Origin of the sequence: Acinetobacter sp. FL (genome assembly GCF_040744925.1) — a bacterium.
Lineage (GTDB): Bacteria > Pseudomonadota > Gammaproteobacteria > Pseudomonadales > Moraxellaceae > Acinetobacter > Acinetobacter radioresistens.
This window is the reverse complement of record NZ_CP160437.1, coordinates 2,703,589-2,722,941: the sequence shown is the minus strand read 5'-3', so window position 1 is coordinate 2,722,941 and position 19,353 is coordinate 2,703,589. Positions and strand designations below refer to the sequence as shown.

The 19,353-nt window shown below is 44.7% G+C and carries 19 protein-coding genes; 5 read left to right on the top strand and 14 right to left on the bottom strand.

Translation table 11 applies throughout. The features are described from left to right. Nucleotides 1-71: 71 nt before the first annotated feature. Genes mnmC through ABZP31_RS12695 form a run of 4 tightly spaced genes read right to left on the bottom strand, consistent with a single transcriptional unit; the run spans nucleotide 72 to nucleotide 3,455 of the window. On the bottom strand, nucleotides 72-1,979 hold the full coding sequence (mnmC, locus tag ABZP31_RS12710) for an FAD-dependent 5-carboxymethylaminomethyl-2-thiouridine(34) oxidoreductase MnmC (protein ID WP_248135244.1): 1,908 nt from the start codon (nucleotides 1,977-1,979) through the stop codon (nucleotides 72-74). A 39-nt stretch (nucleotides 1,980-2,018) separates the two neighbouring features. Continuing rightward, nucleotides 2,019-2,507, bottom strand: coding sequence for a hypothetical protein (locus ABZP31_RS12705; protein ID WP_005018451.1), 489 nt, complete (start codon nucleotides 2,505-2,507; stop codon nucleotides 2,019-2,021). 4 nt (nucleotides 2,508-2,511) lie between these two features. Then, the gene (locus ABZP31_RS12700; protein WP_005018454.1) at nucleotides 2,512-2,814 is read right to left on the bottom strand and encodes a YciI family protein; all 303 of its coding nucleotides are present in this window, start codon (nucleotides 2,812-2,814) and stop codon (nucleotides 2,512-2,514) included. 26 nt (nucleotides 2,815-2,840) lie between these two features. Next, complete coding sequence (locus ABZP31_RS12695; RefSeq protein ID WP_005018456.1) at nucleotides 2,841-3,455, bottom strand: inner membrane-spanning protein YciB; 615 nt, start codon at nucleotides 3,453-3,455, stop codon at nucleotides 2,841-2,843. Nucleotides 3,456-3,499: 44 nt separating this feature from the next. Between ABZP31_RS12695 and ABZP31_RS12690 the strand changes: the two genes are divergently transcribed. Next, nucleotides 3,500-4,366, top strand: a complete 867-nt coding sequence (locus ABZP31_RS12690) for a PHP domain-containing protein (RefSeq protein WP_248135247.1) — start codon at nucleotides 3,500-3,502, stop codon at nucleotides 4,364-4,366. 6 nt (nucleotides 4,367-4,372) lie between these two features. Here the strand turns inward: ABZP31_RS12690 and ABZP31_RS12685 are convergent, their stop codons facing one another. Together ABZP31_RS12685 and radC are read right to left on the bottom strand one after the other, a co-directional pair. Beyond that, a complete protein-coding gene (locus tag ABZP31_RS12685; protein WP_005018461.1) occupies nucleotides 4,373-5,284 on the bottom strand; it encodes a bestrophin family protein in 912 nt (303 codons plus the stop codon). A gap of 42 nt (nucleotides 5,285-5,326) precedes the next feature. Further along, a complete protein-coding gene (gene radC, locus ABZP31_RS12680) occupies nucleotides 5,327-6,052 on the bottom strand; it encodes a DNA repair protein RadC (protein ID WP_248135250.1) in 726 nt (241 codons plus the stop codon). 111 nt (nucleotides 6,053-6,163) lie between these two features. Between radC and coaBC the strand changes: the two genes are divergently transcribed. Then, on the top strand, nucleotides 6,164-7,429 hold the full coding sequence (coaBC, locus tag ABZP31_RS12675; protein WP_248135253.1) for a bifunctional phosphopantothenoylcysteine decarboxylase/phosphopantothenate--cysteine ligase CoaBC: 1,266 nt from the start codon (nucleotides 6,164-6,166) through the stop codon (nucleotides 7,427-7,429). A gap of 59 nt (nucleotides 7,430-7,488) precedes the next feature. On the opposite strand, the gene secB is transcribed toward coaBC, so the two are convergent. The 4 genes from secB to rsgA all read right to left on the bottom strand — a co-directional run bounded on the left by secB (nucleotide 7,489) and on the right by rsgA (nucleotide 9,821). After that, on the bottom strand, nucleotides 7,489-7,941 hold the full coding sequence (secB, locus tag ABZP31_RS12670; RefSeq protein ID WP_005018466.1) for a protein-export chaperone SecB: 453 nt from the start codon (nucleotides 7,939-7,941) through the stop codon (nucleotides 7,489-7,491). 27 nt (nucleotides 7,942-7,968) lie between these two features. Further along, nucleotides 7,969-8,226, bottom strand: a complete 258-nt coding sequence (gene grxC / locus ABZP31_RS12665; RefSeq protein WP_005018469.1) for a glutaredoxin 3 — start codon at nucleotides 8,224-8,226, stop codon at nucleotides 7,969-7,971. An 11-nt stretch (nucleotides 8,227-8,237) separates the two neighbouring features. Then, nucleotides 8,238-8,660, bottom strand: a complete 423-nt coding sequence (locus ABZP31_RS12660) for a rhodanese-like domain-containing protein (protein WP_005018472.1) — start codon at nucleotides 8,658-8,660, stop codon at nucleotides 8,238-8,240. 102 nt (nucleotides 8,661-8,762) lie between these two features. Next, on the bottom strand, nucleotides 8,763-9,821 hold the full coding sequence (gene rsgA / locus ABZP31_RS12655) for a small ribosomal subunit biogenesis GTPase RsgA (RefSeq protein ID WP_248135255.1): 1,059 nt from the start codon (nucleotides 9,819-9,821) through the stop codon (nucleotides 8,763-8,765). 126 nt (nucleotides 9,822-9,947) lie between these two features. Between rsgA and orn the strand changes: the two genes are divergently transcribed. After that, entirely contained in the window at nucleotides 9,948-10,511 is a 564-nt protein-coding gene (orn, locus tag ABZP31_RS12650; RefSeq protein WP_005018477.1) for an oligoribonuclease, read from the top strand. An 88-nt stretch (nucleotides 10,512-10,599) separates the two neighbouring features. Here orn and ABZP31_RS12645 read toward each other — a convergent pair whose 3' ends face one another. From ABZP31_RS12645 to ABZP31_RS12635, 3 genes are all read right to left on the bottom strand, one after another. After that, nucleotides 10,600-12,381: an acyl-CoA dehydrogenase C-terminal domain-containing protein gene (locus tag ABZP31_RS12645; RefSeq protein WP_005405087.1), complete on the bottom strand. Its 1,782-nt coding sequence runs from the start codon at nucleotides 12,379-12,381 to the stop codon at nucleotides 10,600-10,602. 170 nt (nucleotides 12,382-12,551) lie between these two features. Beyond that, nucleotides 12,552-14,354 carry an acyl-CoA dehydrogenase C-terminal domain-containing protein gene (locus ABZP31_RS12640; RefSeq protein ID WP_005405088.1) on the bottom strand — a complete coding sequence of 601 codons (1,803 nt, stop codon included), beginning with the start codon at nucleotides 14,352-14,354 and terminating at the stop codon, nucleotides 12,552-12,554. A gap of 309 nt (nucleotides 14,355-14,663) precedes the next feature. Then, nucleotides 14,664-15,071 (bottom strand): hypothetical protein, encoded by a 408-nt coding sequence (locus ABZP31_RS12635; RefSeq protein WP_005018481.1) that lies wholly within the window; start codon nucleotides 15,069-15,071, stop codon nucleotides 14,664-14,666. Between the two features lie 133 nt (nucleotides 15,072-15,204). On the opposite strand from ABZP31_RS12635, the gene baeS reads away from it, so the two are divergent. Both baeS and ABZP31_RS12625 read left to right on the top strand, forming a co-directional pair. Next, nucleotides 15,205-16,872 (top strand): sensor histidine kinase efflux regulator BaeS, encoded by a 1,668-nt coding sequence (gene baeS, locus ABZP31_RS12630; RefSeq protein WP_034430262.1) that lies wholly within the window; start codon nucleotides 15,205-15,207, stop codon nucleotides 16,870-16,872. A gap of 12 nt (nucleotides 16,873-16,884) precedes the next feature. Next, the gene (locus tag ABZP31_RS12625; protein WP_005018483.1) at nucleotides 16,885-17,571 is read left to right on the top strand and encodes a response regulator; all 687 of its coding nucleotides are present in this window, start codon (nucleotides 16,885-16,887) and stop codon (nucleotides 17,569-17,571) included. A 335-nt stretch (nucleotides 17,572-17,906) separates the two neighbouring features. On the opposite strand, the gene ABZP31_RS12620 is transcribed toward ABZP31_RS12625, so the two are convergent. Beyond that, nucleotides 17,907-19,349, bottom strand: a complete 1,443-nt coding sequence (locus ABZP31_RS12620) for a protein adenylyltransferase SelO family protein (protein WP_196432061.1) — start codon at nucleotides 19,347-19,349, stop codon at nucleotides 17,907-17,909. Nucleotides 19,350-19,353: the final 4 nt, after the last annotated feature.

Here is a 19,353-nt window from a genome sequence, read left to right as displayed (position 1 = left end):
GCGCCCCAGAGAGGGCGCTTTTTTTCAGGCTATGAGTACTGTACTGTCCAGCTTCGCACAGGCTGGTTGATTCAAGAATTTCTTTGCTGTTTTAAACGTTTTTGAAACCGTTGAGGGTTGAGCTTCTGTACTACACTGGCCGGTACAGGGCAGGCTTCTTTAAATACCAATGCAGCCAGTATTTCACTGCATAAGGGTGCATACAGAAAACCTTTAGAGCCTAAGCCGGAAAAAGTATAAATTTCTGTATCAGACCCCATTTTGCCGAGCAGGGGAAAGTAATCCATAGTTTGGGCACGAACAGAGGCACGGCCCTGCCAAGCTTCTATAGGCGGCAAAGTAGATGCATATTCTGGAAATACTTTTGCAAGAAGTTCTGCATTATGCTGATGATCTTCAGCCAGGACTTCATCATCTTCACGGCCTGGTAAGAACGAAGCGCCAAGAAGCAGATTTTCAGGATCAAATTGCAGACAATAACCGCCATAACTGATGGCTTCCTGCATATTCAGAGGTTGTACCGTATTATTGACCCAGCTTACTTGCCCTCGAATTGGCCGTAGTTTCGGGCAATTGCTGAGCAGTGACTGGCTCTGTCGAGCACAGCACACCACCACATGGTCAAATTTACCCAGAGATTTACCGTTGGCATCATATAAGACGGTGTCTTGAGCTTGCGGAATAATACGTTCCACGGCTGCCTGCGCAAACTGGATCAGTGAATGTTCTAAAATCTGGTCACGTAACAGATGTGGAGAGACACCGCCAGCTCGATTAAGCCGTAGACTTTCAGACTGTGTAGAAAGCGGGTGACATTGAGCAGTTTGTACTGTAAGTAATTCATCCGGATATTGTTCTGCCAGACTCAAGAGCTGTTCGCCTTCTTTTAAAGCCATCTGGTGAATCTGTAATGGTCGGAAAGCTCTAAATTGCTGATAATGATTAAGTGCATATTGCCAAGTAACTGTCATTAAATGGGTATGACTTTTTTCGATCTGGCTGAGCTTCGGATTTAACAGGGCAAGTGGATTTCCAGAGGCACCAGCTAAAGGCGCATTGCGGTCAAACAGTTTAACCTGATGGCCACGCTGGGCAAAAGACCAGGCTACACTTAATCCGGCAATACCTGCACCAATCACAGCGATCTGTTTTTGCCGATGAGTTGTTTTAACAGCTATTCGGGGGGGGAGTTGCCCTGAAGTCAGACTCTCTGGTTTTTCCTGCTTTTCAGTTGCAGCATCGGCAACGGACGGCTGCCAGATCGCTTTTAACATTTCACGCTTATGACCAAAACCACGTGGACGTGTAACCTGAATGCCGTGACTACGTAACCCCCGCTTGAGAACACCGGCGACGCTGAATGAAGCAAATGTAGTACCATGGTCAGATAAACGGATAATATGATTTAAAACCTGTTCTTCCCACATATCCGGATTACAAGAAGGCGCAAAGCCATCCAGAAACCAGGCATTTACAGATGCTGTCTTTTCCATAAGGGGGAACATATCATGTGCATCTCCCAGCCATAGGTCAAGGCTAAAGCGTTCTTCAGGAAATGACAGCCGGTGACAGCCTGCAATCAGTAAGGGATACTGCTGGAGCAGCTGCTCGGCTAAAGGAGCAAGTTCTGGCCAGGCTTTTAATGCACGGATCAGATCAGGTTTACCAAGCGGAAACTTCTCTACACTGACTGCATGCAGATGGCTATGATTATCAGGTCTGACCTGTTGCCAAAGTTGCCATAACGCTAGAATATTCAGTCCAGTACCAAAACCGGTTTCACCTACACAGAAATATTCAAAGTCGCTTAAGGTAGCGAGGCGTTCAGTCAAGTCATTGCCATTTAAAAAAACATGGCGTGTTTCCAGCAGACCGTTATCTTTAGAGAAATAGACATCTCCAAACTGTCGGGATACCGGTACCTCAATATTATCGATAAGTTGCCAGTCTAAAGCAGCTGTTTGAATCGGATAGGACAAACCATAAAACCCTTTATTTATGCAGAGAAAAAGTGGAAATTACCACTGACGCCGGCGCTTGGTGTATACATAACTTGCAATAAGAAAACCCATCAATACGCCTACAGCTAAAGTTGCTGCGCCGTAGAGAAACATCTGGGCACTACGTTCACTCTGTAAAACCTGAACCTGTACAGCAAGGCTATCATTTTTTAATTGCAGTTCCTGATTTTGTGCCAGCGCGTCCAGATTGGCTTTTTCCAGTTGTTGCAGGCGTATACCTTGATCTTTGATCAGTGTTTTAATCTTGGCATCTTGCAAGGCCTTATTTTTGGCGAGTTGTTCAGCTGTTAAAGGCCGGACTTCCTGAGGTTGGCCTGTAGGGGCAACTGTTGCAGCGACAGCCATAGCGGCTGGTCGGTTAGCCGTATTAGCATTTAGTGGGGCTGTTACAGGTGCAGCTGCTACAGGTTCACTGACTGCTTCAACAGCCCAGGCGGTAGAACAAAAAAATAGAATGCCCAGACAGCTTTGGACTACAACACGCATGAATTTATCCTTGAGGAAAGGCTTTATTGAAAGGCTTAATATCGATATGCGCATAAACACCAGCTTTTAGGAAAGGCTCTTCTTTAAGCCAGACATCCAGTGCTTCACGGCTATCAAACTCAACAATCATAGTACTGCCATAAAAACCTGCCTGAGGATCAGCAGGGTCTTTAGGCATCGCACCTGCTACGATCAGGCGGCCTTCGTCATTTAGCTTTTGTAACCGTTCAATGTGTTGAGGACGTGTGGCGAGACGTTTTTCAACTGTACCCTCGTGATCGGTACAGCTTAATACAAATAAAGGCATGAAATTTTTGACCTGTATGACACACCTTAAGCTTCGGGCGACTTAAAGTGTTTACGTAAGACTATGAACTGAATAATGATAAAGGAAAACATAACAATCATGTCACCAAATGCCGTAAATTCTCCCCAATATTTTCCATTCATCCAGATAAAGGCAAAGAAAATATGCAGGCAGGCCATGACTACAAACATGGCAGCCCAAGCAAAGTTCAGATTCTTCCAGCCTTTTTCGGTCAGGTTGAAAATAGGACCAAATAAACGCTGGATCAGGGGTTTACGTTCTTTACCGAAAAATGGCGACAAAAGGAAAGCTCCGGCAAAGACCAGATTCAAAATAGCTGCCTTCAGACGGATATAAAAATCATCGCTAAGCATTAAAGTGATACCACCAAAAATTACGGTCATAAACAGCACAATCCACTGCTGTTTATCCAGACGGAATTTTTGCATGACAAATAAAGCACCATACACCACCAACATGGAAATGATGAGTCCTGTGGTCGCCACCAGAATATTATTGTTATCTACACCGCCCGCAGAGCCGATCAGTTGTAAAAGTGGATGTTGGGTATCATCTGGTTCAACCGTCTTGTACAGATAAAAGAAAATAATCAGTGGAACAAAGTCCAGAAGCGCTTTCATGTTAGAGTATCAGTTCTGTTTAAATAAATAGCATAGTATAAGAGATGCACGGCATAGATTTACATACACACAGCAATATTTCTGATGGAACTTTGTCTCCAGAGGCGCTGGTGCATGCTGCTGTTGCAGCAGGTGTTCATACCTTGGCCCTTACAGATCATGACAATATGGACGGCATCCAGCGGGCTAAAGCCTGTAGCATGACACTTGAGGCTCCTTACTCACTCAGGATTATTCCTGGTGTAGAGATTTCAAGCCAGTGGTCACGCCCTGCCACCAAAAAGAGTTATGGTGTACATGTAGTTGCACTGGGCATGCAAAATCCGGCCCCATTACTGCAAATGCTTGAGCAGCAAAAACGTATACGTGCAGCACGTGCCAGACACATTTGTCATCTGCTCACCGATATTATTCAGGTAGATATTTATGAGCAGGTTCTGGCGTTGGTTGAAGGTGAACCTGACCGAATCACCCGAACACATATTGCCAAAGCACTGGTACAGCAACAGATTGTATCCCGGCCACAGCAGGCTTTTGACCGTTATTTAAAAGAGGGGAAAAAAGCTTTTATAAATTTTGAAGGTCTAGGACTGGCCGAAACCATTCAAGTTATACATGCCAGTCGTGGTTTTGCAGTTTTGGCTCATCCAACCCGTTATACCTTGTCGGCCACCAATATTCGTTACCTGGTCGAGTTATTTGCAGAGTCTGGCGGAGATGCAATCGAATTGCCACCGGCCAGTGACCCGACTTCTACTCGCCAGATGATTGACCGGCTGATTCAGCAGTATGCGCTGAAGGTTTCAATTGGTAGTGATTATCATGGTGAAAACATGCCTTGGCTCAAACTGGGCAATGTACCTTCACTCCGCCCAGACCAGATTGGGATTTGGGAAAGTTTTTCGCTATAAACCTGTTTAAAGAAGATTATCGTCCTGTGCCTGAATTGGGGGAGGCGTAGGCTTACCTAAAGTGCCGAGCAGTTCAATTTCAATCAGTCGTACCATTGAGTCTAGCGGTAAGTCATTACTTTGGGTGCCAAACGGTTCTTCAAGTTCTGTACTCAGTGCGTCAAGCCCCAGGAATGTATAGGCTAGCAGCCCGACCAGAAATGGGGTAAGCAAACCTAAAGTCTGGCCCAGACTAAAAGGCAGCAAGAAACAGAAACAATAAACAGTACGGTTAAGCAAAACCGAATAGGCAAACGGAAGAGGCGTATTGGCAATCCGGTCGCAACCAGTCTGAACCTCACTCAGTGCTGCTACATTTTGATTCATCTGTGTATAGATGATGTCGGAAATTTCGCCTTCTTTTAAAGCCAGCAACAGTTCCCACTGAATCAGGCTCAAAGTATACTGCGGCGCATTATGGTGCTGATAAAGCTGGGTCAGTGCCTGCTGTGACATACCGCTGGTCTGCAAAAGTTCAGTAGGATTAGCAGTCTGATGACGCAAACGGTCACGTAATACATTGGCAAATACAATGACGTGCTGAATAATACGTTCACGACGTGCCTGTGGCAGTACACGGCAGTCACGGTCAAAATGGCGGGCATTGGCAATCAGAATACCCCAAAGACGCCGGGCTTCCCACCAACGGTCATAACAGGCGGTATTTTTGAAACCCAGAAAGATCGAAAGTACTACTCCAATTAAAGTAAAACCGGCTAAAGGAACTTCCGGAAAGCGATACAGATCAATATATTCAATTCCGCCTACAATGGCTGAGATGAGCATAACAATCCCAAGCGGCGGCAGAATTTTAGGTAGAATCGTACCGCGCCAAGAAAATAATAACTTTAAAACATCGGGTTGCTCGCGGACAATCATATCTGCTAAAACGTCACTGGGTTTAAGCTGATCTTTACGGCTTCAACCGGCTTTGTCAACCTTATTCTCGACCTGTTCTGAAGTATTGAATAAGCCCTGCTCAGCAAAGGAAAAACTGCATTCTGGAGAGATAATAAAATGATCAAGCAGGACAATTTCTACTAATTTACAGGCCTGAGATAATTGCCGCGTGAGTTCCAGATCAGCCGGTGAAGATTGTGCCTGTCCAAAAGGATGGTTATGTGCAATAACCAGATGACAAGCATGCTGTTTTAAGGCATAGCGCAAAATCTGGTTGATAGATACGGCACAATGATTCAGTGAACCAAAAAATAATTTCTTGAAACTGAGCTTGCGCAGGTCATTATCCAGACAGAGCACTGCAAAAACTTCCTGCCGTTCTCCCAGCAGTTCGTAACGTAAATAGTCTAGCACCTGAGCTGAAGAGTTAAGCTCGAGCTGGGGCTGGTGGAAATATTGCTGGAGGTAACGCCGTCCTAACTCTTTAACTGCCATGAGCTGTGAATATTTACTAGGTCCCATGCCATGGAACTGGCTTAGGTCACTCAGTTCGGCATCAAATACTGGACTCAGGCCACCAAAATGCTGAATCATCTGTCGTGCCAGCTCCACTGCTGAATGCTGTCTAGAACCGGAACGCAGGAAAATGGCCAGAAGTTCTGCATCGGAAAGACTTTGTGCCCCTTGCTGTAATAGCCGCTCTCTGGGCCGTTCCTGTTCCGGCCAATGCTTGATTGAATTTTGCATAATAGTTCACTTTTCTTGTTTATTTTCGTTTTTATATTTCCAGCCGAGAGGCTTGGGTCAGCAGATATTTAATGCTATTGTGAGCGGCACTGCAACAGAGGATTACTGTTCGTGAGCTTTGATTTAAGTGTAATTTCAAATAAAAATATTATTGTCGCTGTCACGGGCGGAATCGCCGCCTATAAATCTGCTATTCTGGTCCGCCGGCTAAAAGACTATGGTTTTAATGTCAGAGTAGTGATGACGCATGGTGCCCAGGCTTTTATCACACCGCTGACTTTCCAGGCCCTCTCAGGTAATCCGGTATATACTGAACTTTTAGACTCTGAAGCTGAAGCAGGAATGGGGCATATTGAACTGGCACGCTGGGCAGATCTGGTTCTGGTTGCACCCGCCAGCTGCGATACACTGGCAAAATTCGCTGCCGGTCTTGCCGATGATTTGCTGAGTACCTTATATCTGGCGACTAAAGCTCCAGTCTGGGTAGCGCCAGCAATGAACCAGCAAATGTGGGCAGCAAAAGCTACACAACGAAATCTGGCGACACTGGTTGAAGATGGTGTTCATGTGGTTATGCCAGAAGCAGGTGCTCAGGCTTGTGGTGATGTCGGACTTGGTCGCATGCCGGAACCAGAAGATCTGGCCCGTCAGGTTAAAGACTATTTTCATAAAGCCCAGCGTGCTATTGCTGAAAAATTTGGTCTGCTGGCCAGCAAACATGTGGTCATTACAGCAGGTCCGACCCGCGAAGCGATTGACCCGGTACGTTATATTTCTAACCATAGTACCGGAAAGATGGGTTTTGCTCTGGCCGCGGCCTGCTATGCAGCGGGAGCTAGAGTTACCTTAATTGCTGGCCCGGTAAGTCTGGATACGCCTAATGGGGTAAGACGCATTAATGTATCTTCAGCAGTTCAGATGTTAGAACACAGTATGCAGATGCTGGAAGAAGGCTGTGATATTTTTATCGCCACCGCAGCTGTTGCCGATTATCGTGTGGCAGAAGTTGCTGAGCATAAAATCAAGAAAGCCGGCGATGAGCTGAATGTTTCCCTGATTAAGAATCCCGATATTGTGGCAACTATTGCCCAGCAGCAAAAGCGCCCATTTATGGTCGGTTTTGCAGCAGAAACCCGTAATGTAGAAGAGTATGCAGCTGGGAAGCTGATTGCGAAAAAGCTGGATATGATCGCTTGTAATGATGTATCACGGAATGACATCGGTTTTGCTTCCGATGAAAATGCCATGATTGTATTTTTTGCCGAGCAGTATCATCTGCAAAAACGTGAGCTGGAAAAGGCGTCTAAGCAGGAAATTGCCCAGCAGCTGGTTGAGGCTGTCGCTGATGCTCTGCATCAAAATGCCGCTGTATCCTGATGTATAAAAGACAGCCTGTAAAAAAGACCGCATTTGCGGTCTTTTTTACAGGCTGTTAATTAAGCCTGACCTTCAGCATCGGCAGCCCGTTGCATATTAGCTTCAAACTCGGCATCAAAGTTGATTGGAGTTAAAAGCAATTGCGGGAAGCTACCTTTAGTAACCATATCATTTACAGCTTCACGCAGGAATGGAAACAGGATATTCGGGCAATAAGCACCCAGAATGTAAGGAAGACGCTCTTCCTCAACATTATCTACCAAAAAAATGCCTGACTGGGTTACATCGACAATAAACGCAGTATCGCCGGCATTGTTTGCTTGAACTACTACTTTGAGTGAAACCTCAAAATGAGTCGGATCAATTTTCTCTGCGGAAGAGGATAAATTGATATTCAGTTCAGGCTGCCATTCTTTGGTAAATACTTGTGCCCCTGGTACTTCAAAAGAAATATCCTTAGTATAAATACGCTCTAAGGCAAGTTGTGGTTGAGTTTGTTGTTCTTCACTCATTCTTTATATCCTTGATATGGAAACGGGTTAAGCTAAAAGACTATCGAGTTTACCTTCGCGCTCAAGAGCATAGAGCTGATCAAAACCACCGATAAACTGATCTTTAATAAAAATTTGTGGAACAGTACGATGATTAGTGCGCTGCATCAACTCCACACGTACTTCAGGTGCTTCATTTGATAAGTTAATTTCTTTGTATGCTACACCTTTACGCTCAAGAAGCTGTTTAGCACGTACACAGTACGGGCAGAAGGTGGTTGAGTAAATTGTTACTTCAGCAGCCATAAATTATCTCCTTAAGCTTTGGTGGTTTTATTACCTTTTACCAAGGGTAAACCTTGGGCTTTCCAGTTGCTAATGCCACCGTCGAGACGGTAACTGTCATTATGTCCAACTTTCTGTAGCGCACTACCTGCAACCTGACCCAGATTGCAGATAAAAACTAAAGGACGTTCTGTCGCTTTTAATTCATCAACATGATTGGCGATCTGGCTATAAGGGATATTTCGACTACCACTAATATGGCCTTCACGAAAATCTTTAGCATCACGCAGATCGATCAGCATGGCATTTTTTGCCTTGACCAGAATTCCAAGTGACTGCGGTGAAATTTTGCGGCCATTTCGCTGTCCTTCAAAAATGAAAAACAACACCAGCAAAACCCCTAACGTACCAAACAAAAAGGGGTGATTCCCCATAAATTCAAGCCAACGTTCCACAAGTCACCTAATTCAAATCAAAACTGATCTAGAGTATATCGTATATATATGGTGATCAAAATCATCCCTTCAAGGGATGGACTTTAGAAAACCGTAATAAAACTAATTTTTTTGCTGAGCTTCAGCAATCTCATCCTGCAAGCGTAAATAGCTTTCCAGACGACGGGGCAGAATTTCTCCATTCTTGGCCGCCTCTCTGAGCGCACAATGTTTTTCATGTGTGTGAGTACAGTTACGGAACTGACAGTGCCCCAACAGATTTTCAATTTCAGGAAAACCGCGCTGAACCTTATCTGCATCCAGATGCCACAGGCCAAATTCACGAATTCCAGGCGAATCAATCAATGCGCCGCTAGTTCCAAAACGGATTAAACGCGTAGAAGTAGTCGTGTGCTGACCTAAAGCAGAATTCTCGGAAATTATATTGGTTTTCTGAGAGGCATCAGGAACAATTGCATTGATCAGGGAACTCTTTCCTACACCAGACTGGCCTACAAATGCGACAGTTTCACCATCTAGGCGTTGTGCCAAAGCAGACAGATCACCTTTAGACTGTGTTTGCATGACTTCATAACCCAGTGCTTCATATTCGGACACTAGCTGTAAAATAGGATCATTCTGACTGAGCAGATCAGTTTTGTTGAGTACTAGAAGCGCAGGTATCTCAGCATCTGCACATGCAACTAAATAGCGGTCAATTAGCATCGGGGCCGGTTCTGGCAAGACAGCAAAAACGACTACGATCAGAGAAATATTAGCTGCAACCGGTTTGACCTTATGATAGCGATCCGGACGGGTGAGTAAGGAAGACCGCGGATGAATCGCTGTGATAATACCTAAACCGGTATTGGGGTCGGCTTGCCATTTGACCCGGTCTCCTGTAACCAGTAATTCTAGATTGGTACGGGTATGGCAGCGCCAGACACTGCCCAGTTCCATCGGTTTCCAGAATGGCTCCGGTTCACCTGGCTGGGTCACAGGTTGTGGCGGATGTTCAACAGGAACAGACAAGGCTTCCACTTCAAGCTGGCGGCCATAATGCTGTACCACCAGACCTTCAAGGTCATTTGAAGTATCGATTTCTTCCTGACGTGTTTTTTGCTGTTTCTGAATCCGGCGTTGCTGTTGTTCAGTCAAGCGACGTTTACGAATTAATGCCATTCATATCCTGAGAAAAACCACCTGTTAAGGATGGCAAAAATAGCATGAAGCGGGGTTGAAGTTACAGCCAAGATACAAGAAATTTGCTACTATTATTACTTTCCAAGTACATTAAGATGGTCTTTCATGAGTAGTACCCCAGATACACGGTTAATTTGGATTGACCTGGAAATGACCGGTTTAGATACCGATAACGATCAGATTATTGAAATTGCAACAATTATTACAGATGATCATTTAAATATTCTGGCTGAAGGTCCGGTACTGGCTATTCACCAGTCTGATCAGGTCTTAAATGCAATGGATGAGTGGAATACTCGCCAGCATGGACAATCGGGTCTGATTCAGCGTGTACGTCGTAGTACTTTAACTGCTCTTGAAGCAGAACAGCAGACGATAGATTTTCTAAAAAAATGGGTTAACCCGAAAACTTCACCAATGTGTGGTAACTCGATCTGTCAGGATCGCCGTTTTCTGCACCGGTTAATGCCAGAACTGGAACAATTCTTTCATTACCGTAATCTGGATGTTTCTTCAGTCAAGGAACTGGCGAAACGCTGGCGGCCAGAAATTATGAGTGGCCTTAAAAAGCAGGCATCGCATCTGGCAATGGATGACATTCGTGACTCAATCCGTGAATTGAAATATTATCGCGAGTATTTCTTTATTACACATGATAACCAGCATTAAGATATTTTTAGACTCAAATATGTTGCTGAATTAAAATATCAGCCATAAAAAAACGCCTGAATTTACAGGCGTTTTTTAAAATGTTGAATCAAGATTGTGATGTAAAGAACTCTTCACTAAATTCCATCACCAGCTCAGAGCCAGCATTAATCTTGGCAATACGCATAGACAGTTCAGGTAAAATGCGCTGTACAAAGTAATGTGCCAAGGTCAGTTTGTTCTGGTAAAACTCACCAGATTTATCTTTTGCTGCCGCTGCAATACGTGCAAACATATAACTGAAGCTGAGCAGGCCAACTGCATGCAGGAAGTCAACTGCAACAGAGTTAGAGAAATCCGGTTTTTCTGATGCCTGTTCAATGATAAAACGACTTACCGCTTCAATATCAGTTGCCGCGTCTAGTGTTGCATCTTTAATGAAGTTGAGATGAGTATCCATATTGTTGGCAAAATCACGGATCTCTGCAATGTACTCTTCCAGGAAAGCACCATTATTTTTTATCAGCTTACGGCCAATCAGATCTTGTGACTGTACACCATTGGTGCCTTCATAGATCTGGGCAATACGTAGATCACGAACACATTGTTCCATACCCCATTCGCGAATATAACCGTGCCCCCCGAAGACCATTTGTGCATCCAGAGTTGCCTGGAATGCTGTATCCGTTAAATATGCTTTAGCAATTGGAGTGAGCAGGGCCACGCGATCATTGGCTTTTTTCACAGCTTCCGGGTCAGTAGAGAACTTGGTAATGTCCAATTGCTGACCTACATACACTGCAAATGCACGTGATGCTTCATTGTTAGCACGAACATTAAGCAGCATACGGCGCACATCACCATGAACCAGAATACTGTCGGCAACCTTGTTTGGTGATTTTATACCTGAGGCGCTACGACCTTGAATACGGTCAGTAGCATACTGAGCTGCATTCTGGTAGGCGAACTCGGAAGCTCCAATACCTTGAATGCCCATTGACAAACGTTCATAGTTCATCATAACGAACATGGCTGCCAAGCCTTCATTCTCTTTACCAACAATAAAGCCTTTAGCGCCATCAAAATTCATTACACAGGTAGCGGAAGCTTTAATACCCATCTTATGTTCAATAGAGCCTGGTCCGACAGGGTTACGTTCACCTAGACTGCCATCTTCATTGACCAGGAATTTCGGAACAATAAAGAGCGAAATACCGCGTGAACCAGCAGGGGCATCCGGAGTTTTTGCCAATACCAGATGAATAATATTATCACTCAGGTCATGGTCGCCACCGGTAATGAAAATTTTGGTACCGGTAATACTGTAACTGCCATCTTCATTCCGTTCTGCTTTGGTTTTAATAATACCCAAATCAGTGCCTGCATGCGGCTCAGTCAGACACATGGTCCCTGACCATTCACCTGAATAGATTTTTGGCAGATAGGTTTCTTTTTGTTCCTGCGAAGCATAACTGTTAAGTGCCATACCTGCACCTACAGAAAGCAGGGGATAGAGCATAAATGCCGGATTGGTCGCAAACAGCATTTCATCTGCCAATACAGTCAGCATTTTTGGCATTGCCTGACCGCCCCATTCTTCATCGGCTCCCAAGCCAATCCAGCCACCTTCTGCATATTGGCGAAAAGCTTCCTTATAGCCCGCAGGAGTAGTGACTGTACCATTATTATATTGTGCACCTTCTTCATCACCACTGCGGTTTAATGGCAGAGTCACGTTCTGTGCAAACTTGGCCATTTCTTCAAGAATTGCTTCAGCAGTTGCTGCATCTACATGGTTTAGGTTTTCATTGGCTTGCCAGAATTGTTCTGCCTGAAAGACATCATTCAGAATAAAGCGCATATCTGCAAGAGGTGCATTATAAATTGGCATAGTTCACCTGTTTATTGTTCGAATCAGTAGATTTTAATCAAGTTAAGTAAAGTGCCGTTATACCTTAACCGATTACGTACCAGATTTTGAGTATTTGATAAAAGAAAAGGACTGTCCAGAATAATGCTGTGCAGTCCTTTCCCATGAAAACTTGCTATAACAACGTTTTGTTAGAAGACGAAATGTTCAGCATCAAGTGCCATGAGTGAATCAAGGCCGCCTGCGATTACGTCAACATGTGAGCGTACACGTGGCAGGATTTTCTTGAAGTAGAATCGTGCAGTGGTAATTTTGGCATTGTAGAAATCAACTTCTGTACTGCCAGCTGCCAGCTGCTGCTGAGCCAGAAGTGCCATACGTGCCCACAGGTAAGCCAGTGTTACATAGCCCGAGAAGTACATGTAGTCAACTGCTGCTGCACCTACTTCATCCGGATTTTGCATTGCTTTCATACCAATTTGCATAGTCAGCTCACCCCACTCTTTATTGAGTTTGGCAAGTGGCTCGATGAACTGGGCAAGTTCTGCATTATCTTTGTTGGCTTCGGCAAATTTATGAATAATCTTGGTGAAATCTTTCAGCATGGCGCCTTGAGTGCCCAGCACTTTACGGCCTAGCAGGTCAAGAGCCTGAATTTCAGTAGTTCCTTCGTACAGGCAGGCAATACGGGTATCACGTACAATCTGTTCCATACCATGTTCAGAAATGAAACCATGACCGCCATACACCTGAATACCTTTATTCGCAGCTTCCAGACCGGTTTCAGTCAGGAATGCCTTAGCGATTGGGGTAAGAAGTGACAGGATATTGTCAGAGAATTTACGCTCTTCTTCAGTTGCGCCTTTTTCAACAACATCAGCATGCTGGGCCAGCAGATAAACCAGTGCACGGCCACCTTCGGCAAATGCTTTCTGAGTCATCAGCATGTTACGTACTGCCGGGTGAACAATAATTGGATCAGCTTCTTTTTCTGGGGCTTTAGGGCCAGAAAGCGAACGCATCGCCAGACGGTCTTTTGCATATACAATAGACCCTTGGAACGCTGACTCAGATGCAGCCAGACCTTGTACTGCCGTGCCAATACGTGCCGTGTTCATGAATGTGAACATACAGTTCAGGCCGCGGTTTTCAGGACCGATCAGGTAACCGGTTGCACGATCAAAATTGATAACGCAGGTGGCATTACCATGAATTCCCATTTTATGTTCAATTGAACCACAACGCACGGCATTACGCTCGCCAACTGAACCATCAGCATTCACGTTGAATTTTGGCACAATAAACAGAGAAATACCTTTGGTACCTTTAGGCGCGCCAGGCAAGCGGGCAAGAACAATATGAATAATATTTTCTGCCATGTCGTGTTCGCCGGCAGAAATAAAGATTTTTTCGCCAGAGATTGCATAGCTGCCATCAGCATTTGGTTCAGCTTTGGTACGAATAATACCTAGATCAGAACCTGCATGTGACTCGGTCAGGCACATGGTGCCCGTCCATTCACCTGATACCAGTTTCGGCAGATAGATCTCTTTTTGTTCATCAGAACCATGATGCTCAAGAGTACGCACTGCACCATGAGACAGACCCGGGTACATGCCCCAAGCCCAGTTAGAACTACCTACCATCTCAGAAATAGCAATGCCCAGCGAGTTTGGCAGGCCCTGACCGCCGTACTGCTCTTCAGCAGAAAGAGATGGGAAGCCGAGTTCGATATATTTTTGATAAGCTTCTTTAAAGCCGGTTGGTGTAGTCACTACACCATCATTCCAGCTACAGCCTTCACGATCACCAATCTGGTTTAACGGAGAGAGTTCGTTTTCACAAAAGTCTGCAGCCGCTTCAAGATACTGATCTACTAAATCACGGCTTACATTTTCCTGAAAAGCCGGTAATTTTGCATAATGTTCTTCGGCATTTAACAGTTCATGCAGAACAAATTGCATATCACGTAAGGGCGCTTTGTATTGTGGCATATCGGGTTCCTCAATACTGGTTAAACCAGATTTATAATCCTAATAAACGATTTACGTGCCAGCAGCGACACATATATTTGTATGCTTACATCGTGCAATAAGTTGTACCACCACACAAGCGTCGAAGGGGTATTGTTGGTGACTGTAAAGTCAAAGAAAAGGCTCTTGAAAAATCTAACCTGTTTGAGTGTAAACAGTTTTTATTATTTTAAGCTGACACAAATAGTCAAAATCGTAAGGGAATATGTATGGTATGAGCAAGGAATTAAATAAAAAAGACACCCAAAGGTGTCTTTAATAGTTTTACTTTCATGCTACCGGTTTAGCAGCAGGCTGCGGTGTTAATGGCTGAGCAGTTGAAGGCTGGGGCGCCACTGTTGCTGTCCGTTTAGGCTTAAAGCGCATTTCACAGGTGCCTTCAATGGTTTTGTCGGCCATCTTGAGCTGAACGGTTTGTCCGGCAGGCTTACCTGCGCAGGCCTGCTGGAGCTGCTGATAATGCATCTGCCGTTCAGTACGGCGCTTATCCCACTCTGCACGCTGTTCCGGTGTCATATTCCGATGATGGCGTTTCATATGATGACCTCTATCACCATCTTTGTGCATCATTGGGTGATGTGGTTTATCTTGTGGAGCTGTAGAGGATTGACAGGCAGTCAGGCCCATAACAGCAGTCAACGCTGTACCCAATAATCCGGCCTTGATTAAAGATTTCATTATTATTACTCCTGAGCCAACTATATTTACCAATAGCTTAAGATTAAATAATAAAGATGTAGAAACAATGAAGAGTATTTTTGCCAGAGCTTAGTTACAATGATGAATCAGAAGAATAAATTGAGAAATTGTTTTGAAGATCCGCCGAGTTCCTATTGCCTTACGCCTGTTTCTGACCGTGCTGTTTACGACGTTATTCATTACGACGCTCAGCTTGGGGGTATTACATTGGACCATGCAGAAAAACTTTGCCAAGTATGTGGCAGATGTAGAAATGCAGAAGCTGGATCTTCTGATCAGTAATCTGGCTGGTGTATACGGTTTATATCAGGACTGGGGTAATGCTATTCAGGCGCAGATTTTACAGATTGAAGGTGAGGCTGCACCAGACGACTATGACCGTCTTTCGCGGTGGTGGCTGCGCCGTCAATACGATATTGCCTTGCAGCAGCGTTATTTTCAAGAACATTCCATGATGAATGTCTCTCCCCAGTTTCCGGCCAATGAACAGTTACGGCAAAAAATGGTGGATACTGAAGAACTGCGGTTTATTGAAGAAAATTTACCTTCCGAATATCAGCCTTTTGAAGGATTGCGTTTTCCGTTAAGTGCTAACCAGAGCATGACCCATAATCCGGAAAAGAAAACCAATCCCTCTACGCTTCAAAGCGTAGAAGCTCAAGCTGGTAAAAAACGGTTCATTTTTATGCCAGACCGTCTGGGGCTAAGTTCGCGGTTATCACTGTATGATGCCCAGCGACAGTTTGTAGTCGGTGAGCCCTCTGATCAGGAAGTATCTTATCGTCCTATAGTGGTAGGTAATCAGGTAGTCGGCTATCTGGGCTTAAAACCTGTGCTGGATCAGGATGATGCTTTAAGTATCAATTTCTTCAGTAACCAGAAGCGCTACCTGCTTTTAGTATACGCATTAACCATTTTGGCCAGTTTGATTGCTGCTATATTAATGGCAACCTATTTTAAAAAACCGATTCAGCGCCTGCTGCGTGCCACACAGGAATTAACTCGAGGTAATTATCTGCATCAGGTCAAAATTCGCCGTAATGATGAGCTGGGTGATCTGGCCAATGAGATTAACCAGTTAGCAATTATTCTTGACCAGCATGAGCAGTCACGCCGGCAATGGGTTGCAGATACTTCACATGAGTTGAAAACACCGTTAGCGGTACTACAGGCCCAGATTGAAGCCATGCAGGATGGCATCCGAAAAGCTACCCCTGAGCATCTTGCTGCCATGATGCGTCAGGTCAGCAGTCTGAAAAAACTTACTAAAGATCTGGCGGATCTGGCCCAGGCCGAGGCCCAGCAGCTCAAGTGCTATTTCTCTAATGTTGATCCGTGGTCTGTGGTACAGCAGGAAATTGAAAACTTCCGGCCGAACTTTGAACAGGCAGGACTCTCAGTACACTCAGAGGGAACAGGGGCTGAATTACAATTGGATGTAGACCGATTCAAACAAATTGTGGTCAACTTGCTTGGAAACAGTATTCGCTATACAGAAAGTGGTGGAGAAATCCGTATTCATACTGAACAGTCTGATACGCATTGGAGTCTGTATGTGGATGACAGCCCGTTTGGGCTCAGCGATGAGCAGCTGTCACGTCTGGGTGAGCGCTTTTACCGAGTAGATGATTCGCGTACGCGCAGTACCGGCGGAACCGGATTAGGTCTGGCCCTGTCCTGTAAAATTGCCCAAACCATGGGCGGAGAATTAACATTCCATCATTCACCACTCGGCGGTTTGCGTTGCAAGCTGACTTTTCCCAAATTAACCACTATATAAGGAAGCACACTCATGAAGCATGTCATGCTGGTAGAAGATGAAGTTGAACTTGCTGGACTGGTACGCGATTATCTTGAGGCTGGCGGTTTTGAAGTGAGCGTCTTTCATGATGGGCAAGAAGCCTATGACCATTTCCTTCAGCGCAAACCAAGTCTCATGATTCTGGATCTAATGGTACCGCGTATGGATGGGTTGACTATTTGCCGAAAAGTACGTGAACAGTCAGATATTCCTATTATTATGGTCACTGCCCGGACTGAAGAAATTGATCGTGTACTTGGCTTAAATATGGGTGCTGATGATTACATTTGTAAACCGTTTAGTCCTAAAGAGCTGGTAGCACGTGTACAGGCGGTACTGCGCCGTCTGGACCGCAAGGCTGAACCTGAACAAAATAGTCTTTTCAGAATCGATAAGGCGCAACAGCGTATCTGGTATCAGCAGAAATCCTTGAATCTGACACCCACAGAGTTCCGCCTGTTAGAGCTGTTTTTAGAACACGTGGGACAGGTATATTCACGTGCCCAGCTGTTAGATCATATTAATCCTGACAGTTTTGATGTAGCCGACCGTGTGATTGATAGCCACATTAAAAATCTGCGCCGTAAAATCACTGATGCAGCTAATACTGGTAACCGCCATGAGTGGATTCAGGCAGTTTACGGGGTAGGCTATCGTTTTGAATATCCAGATGAATAAATAGCACAGCTTTAATTTTCTCACTAAAAAGCGGAGAGCATATGATCCGCTTTTTTATTGATTAGCTCTGGTTAGAGGCTGTGGATGCTGAGGCTAAGAAGTTGTCTGATGATCAGTGCGGTGCAGAATATGATAAGTCTGCTAGCCATATATTATTCTCTTGTCTTTATACGACAAATACTCTATTTCTTATAAAACCCATTAGATAAATTGTTTTTAGAGAAATAGTTGCTGAACAAATACTTATAATTTCCTGTATTTTTTCTAATTAGTTGGCTCTAACCGGATTAGAGGTGTGGATAAAATGTATCTTATCCACACCTCTACAGTTTCAGCTATGAAGAGCAGCTAACCATAATTTCGGGTATATCACTTGGTAGAGGCGCCAGGTCTTCTGATTTCTCGGTTTCTGGCTGAAAAACAAACGGCTGACTGAGTAAGGTGAATAAACGATCTACTTCAGAAAAGTCATCCTGTTCTGCCAGTTCAATCGCTTTTTGTGCCATGTGGTTACGCAGAATATAGCGAGGATTAACCTGTTGCATGGCCTGATCCAGCTTATCTGTGTCCTGATGCTCACGGATTTGCTGATACAGGGTTAAGAAGGTATCAAACTGCCGGATATCGAGACAGTCATCACGAAGAGCCTTATATTCCTTTTGCTGTAAGCGGATAAAACTGTGAGTGTAGTCCAACTGTTCACTTTGCAGAATTCTTAAGAAGGCCATACCACATTCCATACTGTCTTTATGGAATTCGGGTAAGCCCATTTTCTGACATAAACCAAATTGATACTGTTCCAAAAAGGTCGGTTCAAACTGTTCCAGACATTTGGTAAGTTCTTCCTTGAATTGTTCCTTTTCGGTTTCTTCAGCCAAAGGAATAAGGTTATTTAACCAGATCCATAAGTTCCAGTGAGCAATACTTGGCTGGTTCTGGTAACTATAGCGTCCCTGATAATCCGAGTGGTTATTGATCCAGCCCGGGCGGAAACGCTCCATAAAGCCATAAGGACCAAAATCAAGGGTTGAGCCAGTAATATTAAGATTATCGGTATTCATCACCCCGTGAGCAAAACCAACCAGTTGCCACTTGGCGATCATGCTAGCAGTTCTTTTAATCACTTCTTCAGCAAATGCCAGTCCAGGTAATTGTGTTTTCAGACAATCCGGATAATGCCATTCGATACATTGATATGTAAAATCTCTAAGTAACTCTGGAGCATACTGGTTAATCCATTCAAAATGTCCGAAGCGGATATGGCTATCAGCAGTTCGCAGTAACATGGCACCTAGTTCCAATGTCTCGCGCTGTATATTCTGGGTGGAACTGGTGAAACCTAGGGCATTGCTAGATGGCACACCCAAGGCATTAAGTGCATGACCAGCCAGATATTCACGGATTACCGAACGCAATACAGCCCGGCCGTCACCCATGCGTGAATAGGGGGTAGGTCCTGCACCCTTAAGGTGAAGGTCAATCGTCTGGCCTTGTCGGTCAAGTACCTGTGCAATCAGCAGGCCGCGACCATCTCCAAGTTGTCCTGCCCACTGCCCAAACTGATGTCCTGCATAGACCATGGCTAAGGACGGACATTCCTGAAACGTTCTTTGTCCGCTGCAAATTTCAACCCAGTTTTGTTTTTCTTCTTCAGTCCATTGCAATTCTTCCGCCAGATGCAAGTTAAAGTGACCCGGCTTGGCACCTCGTAATGGTACAGGCTGTTGCTGATGATAAAGTCGGGAGTCGAGGGAAGAATATCTTGGATTAAATTGCATAAGG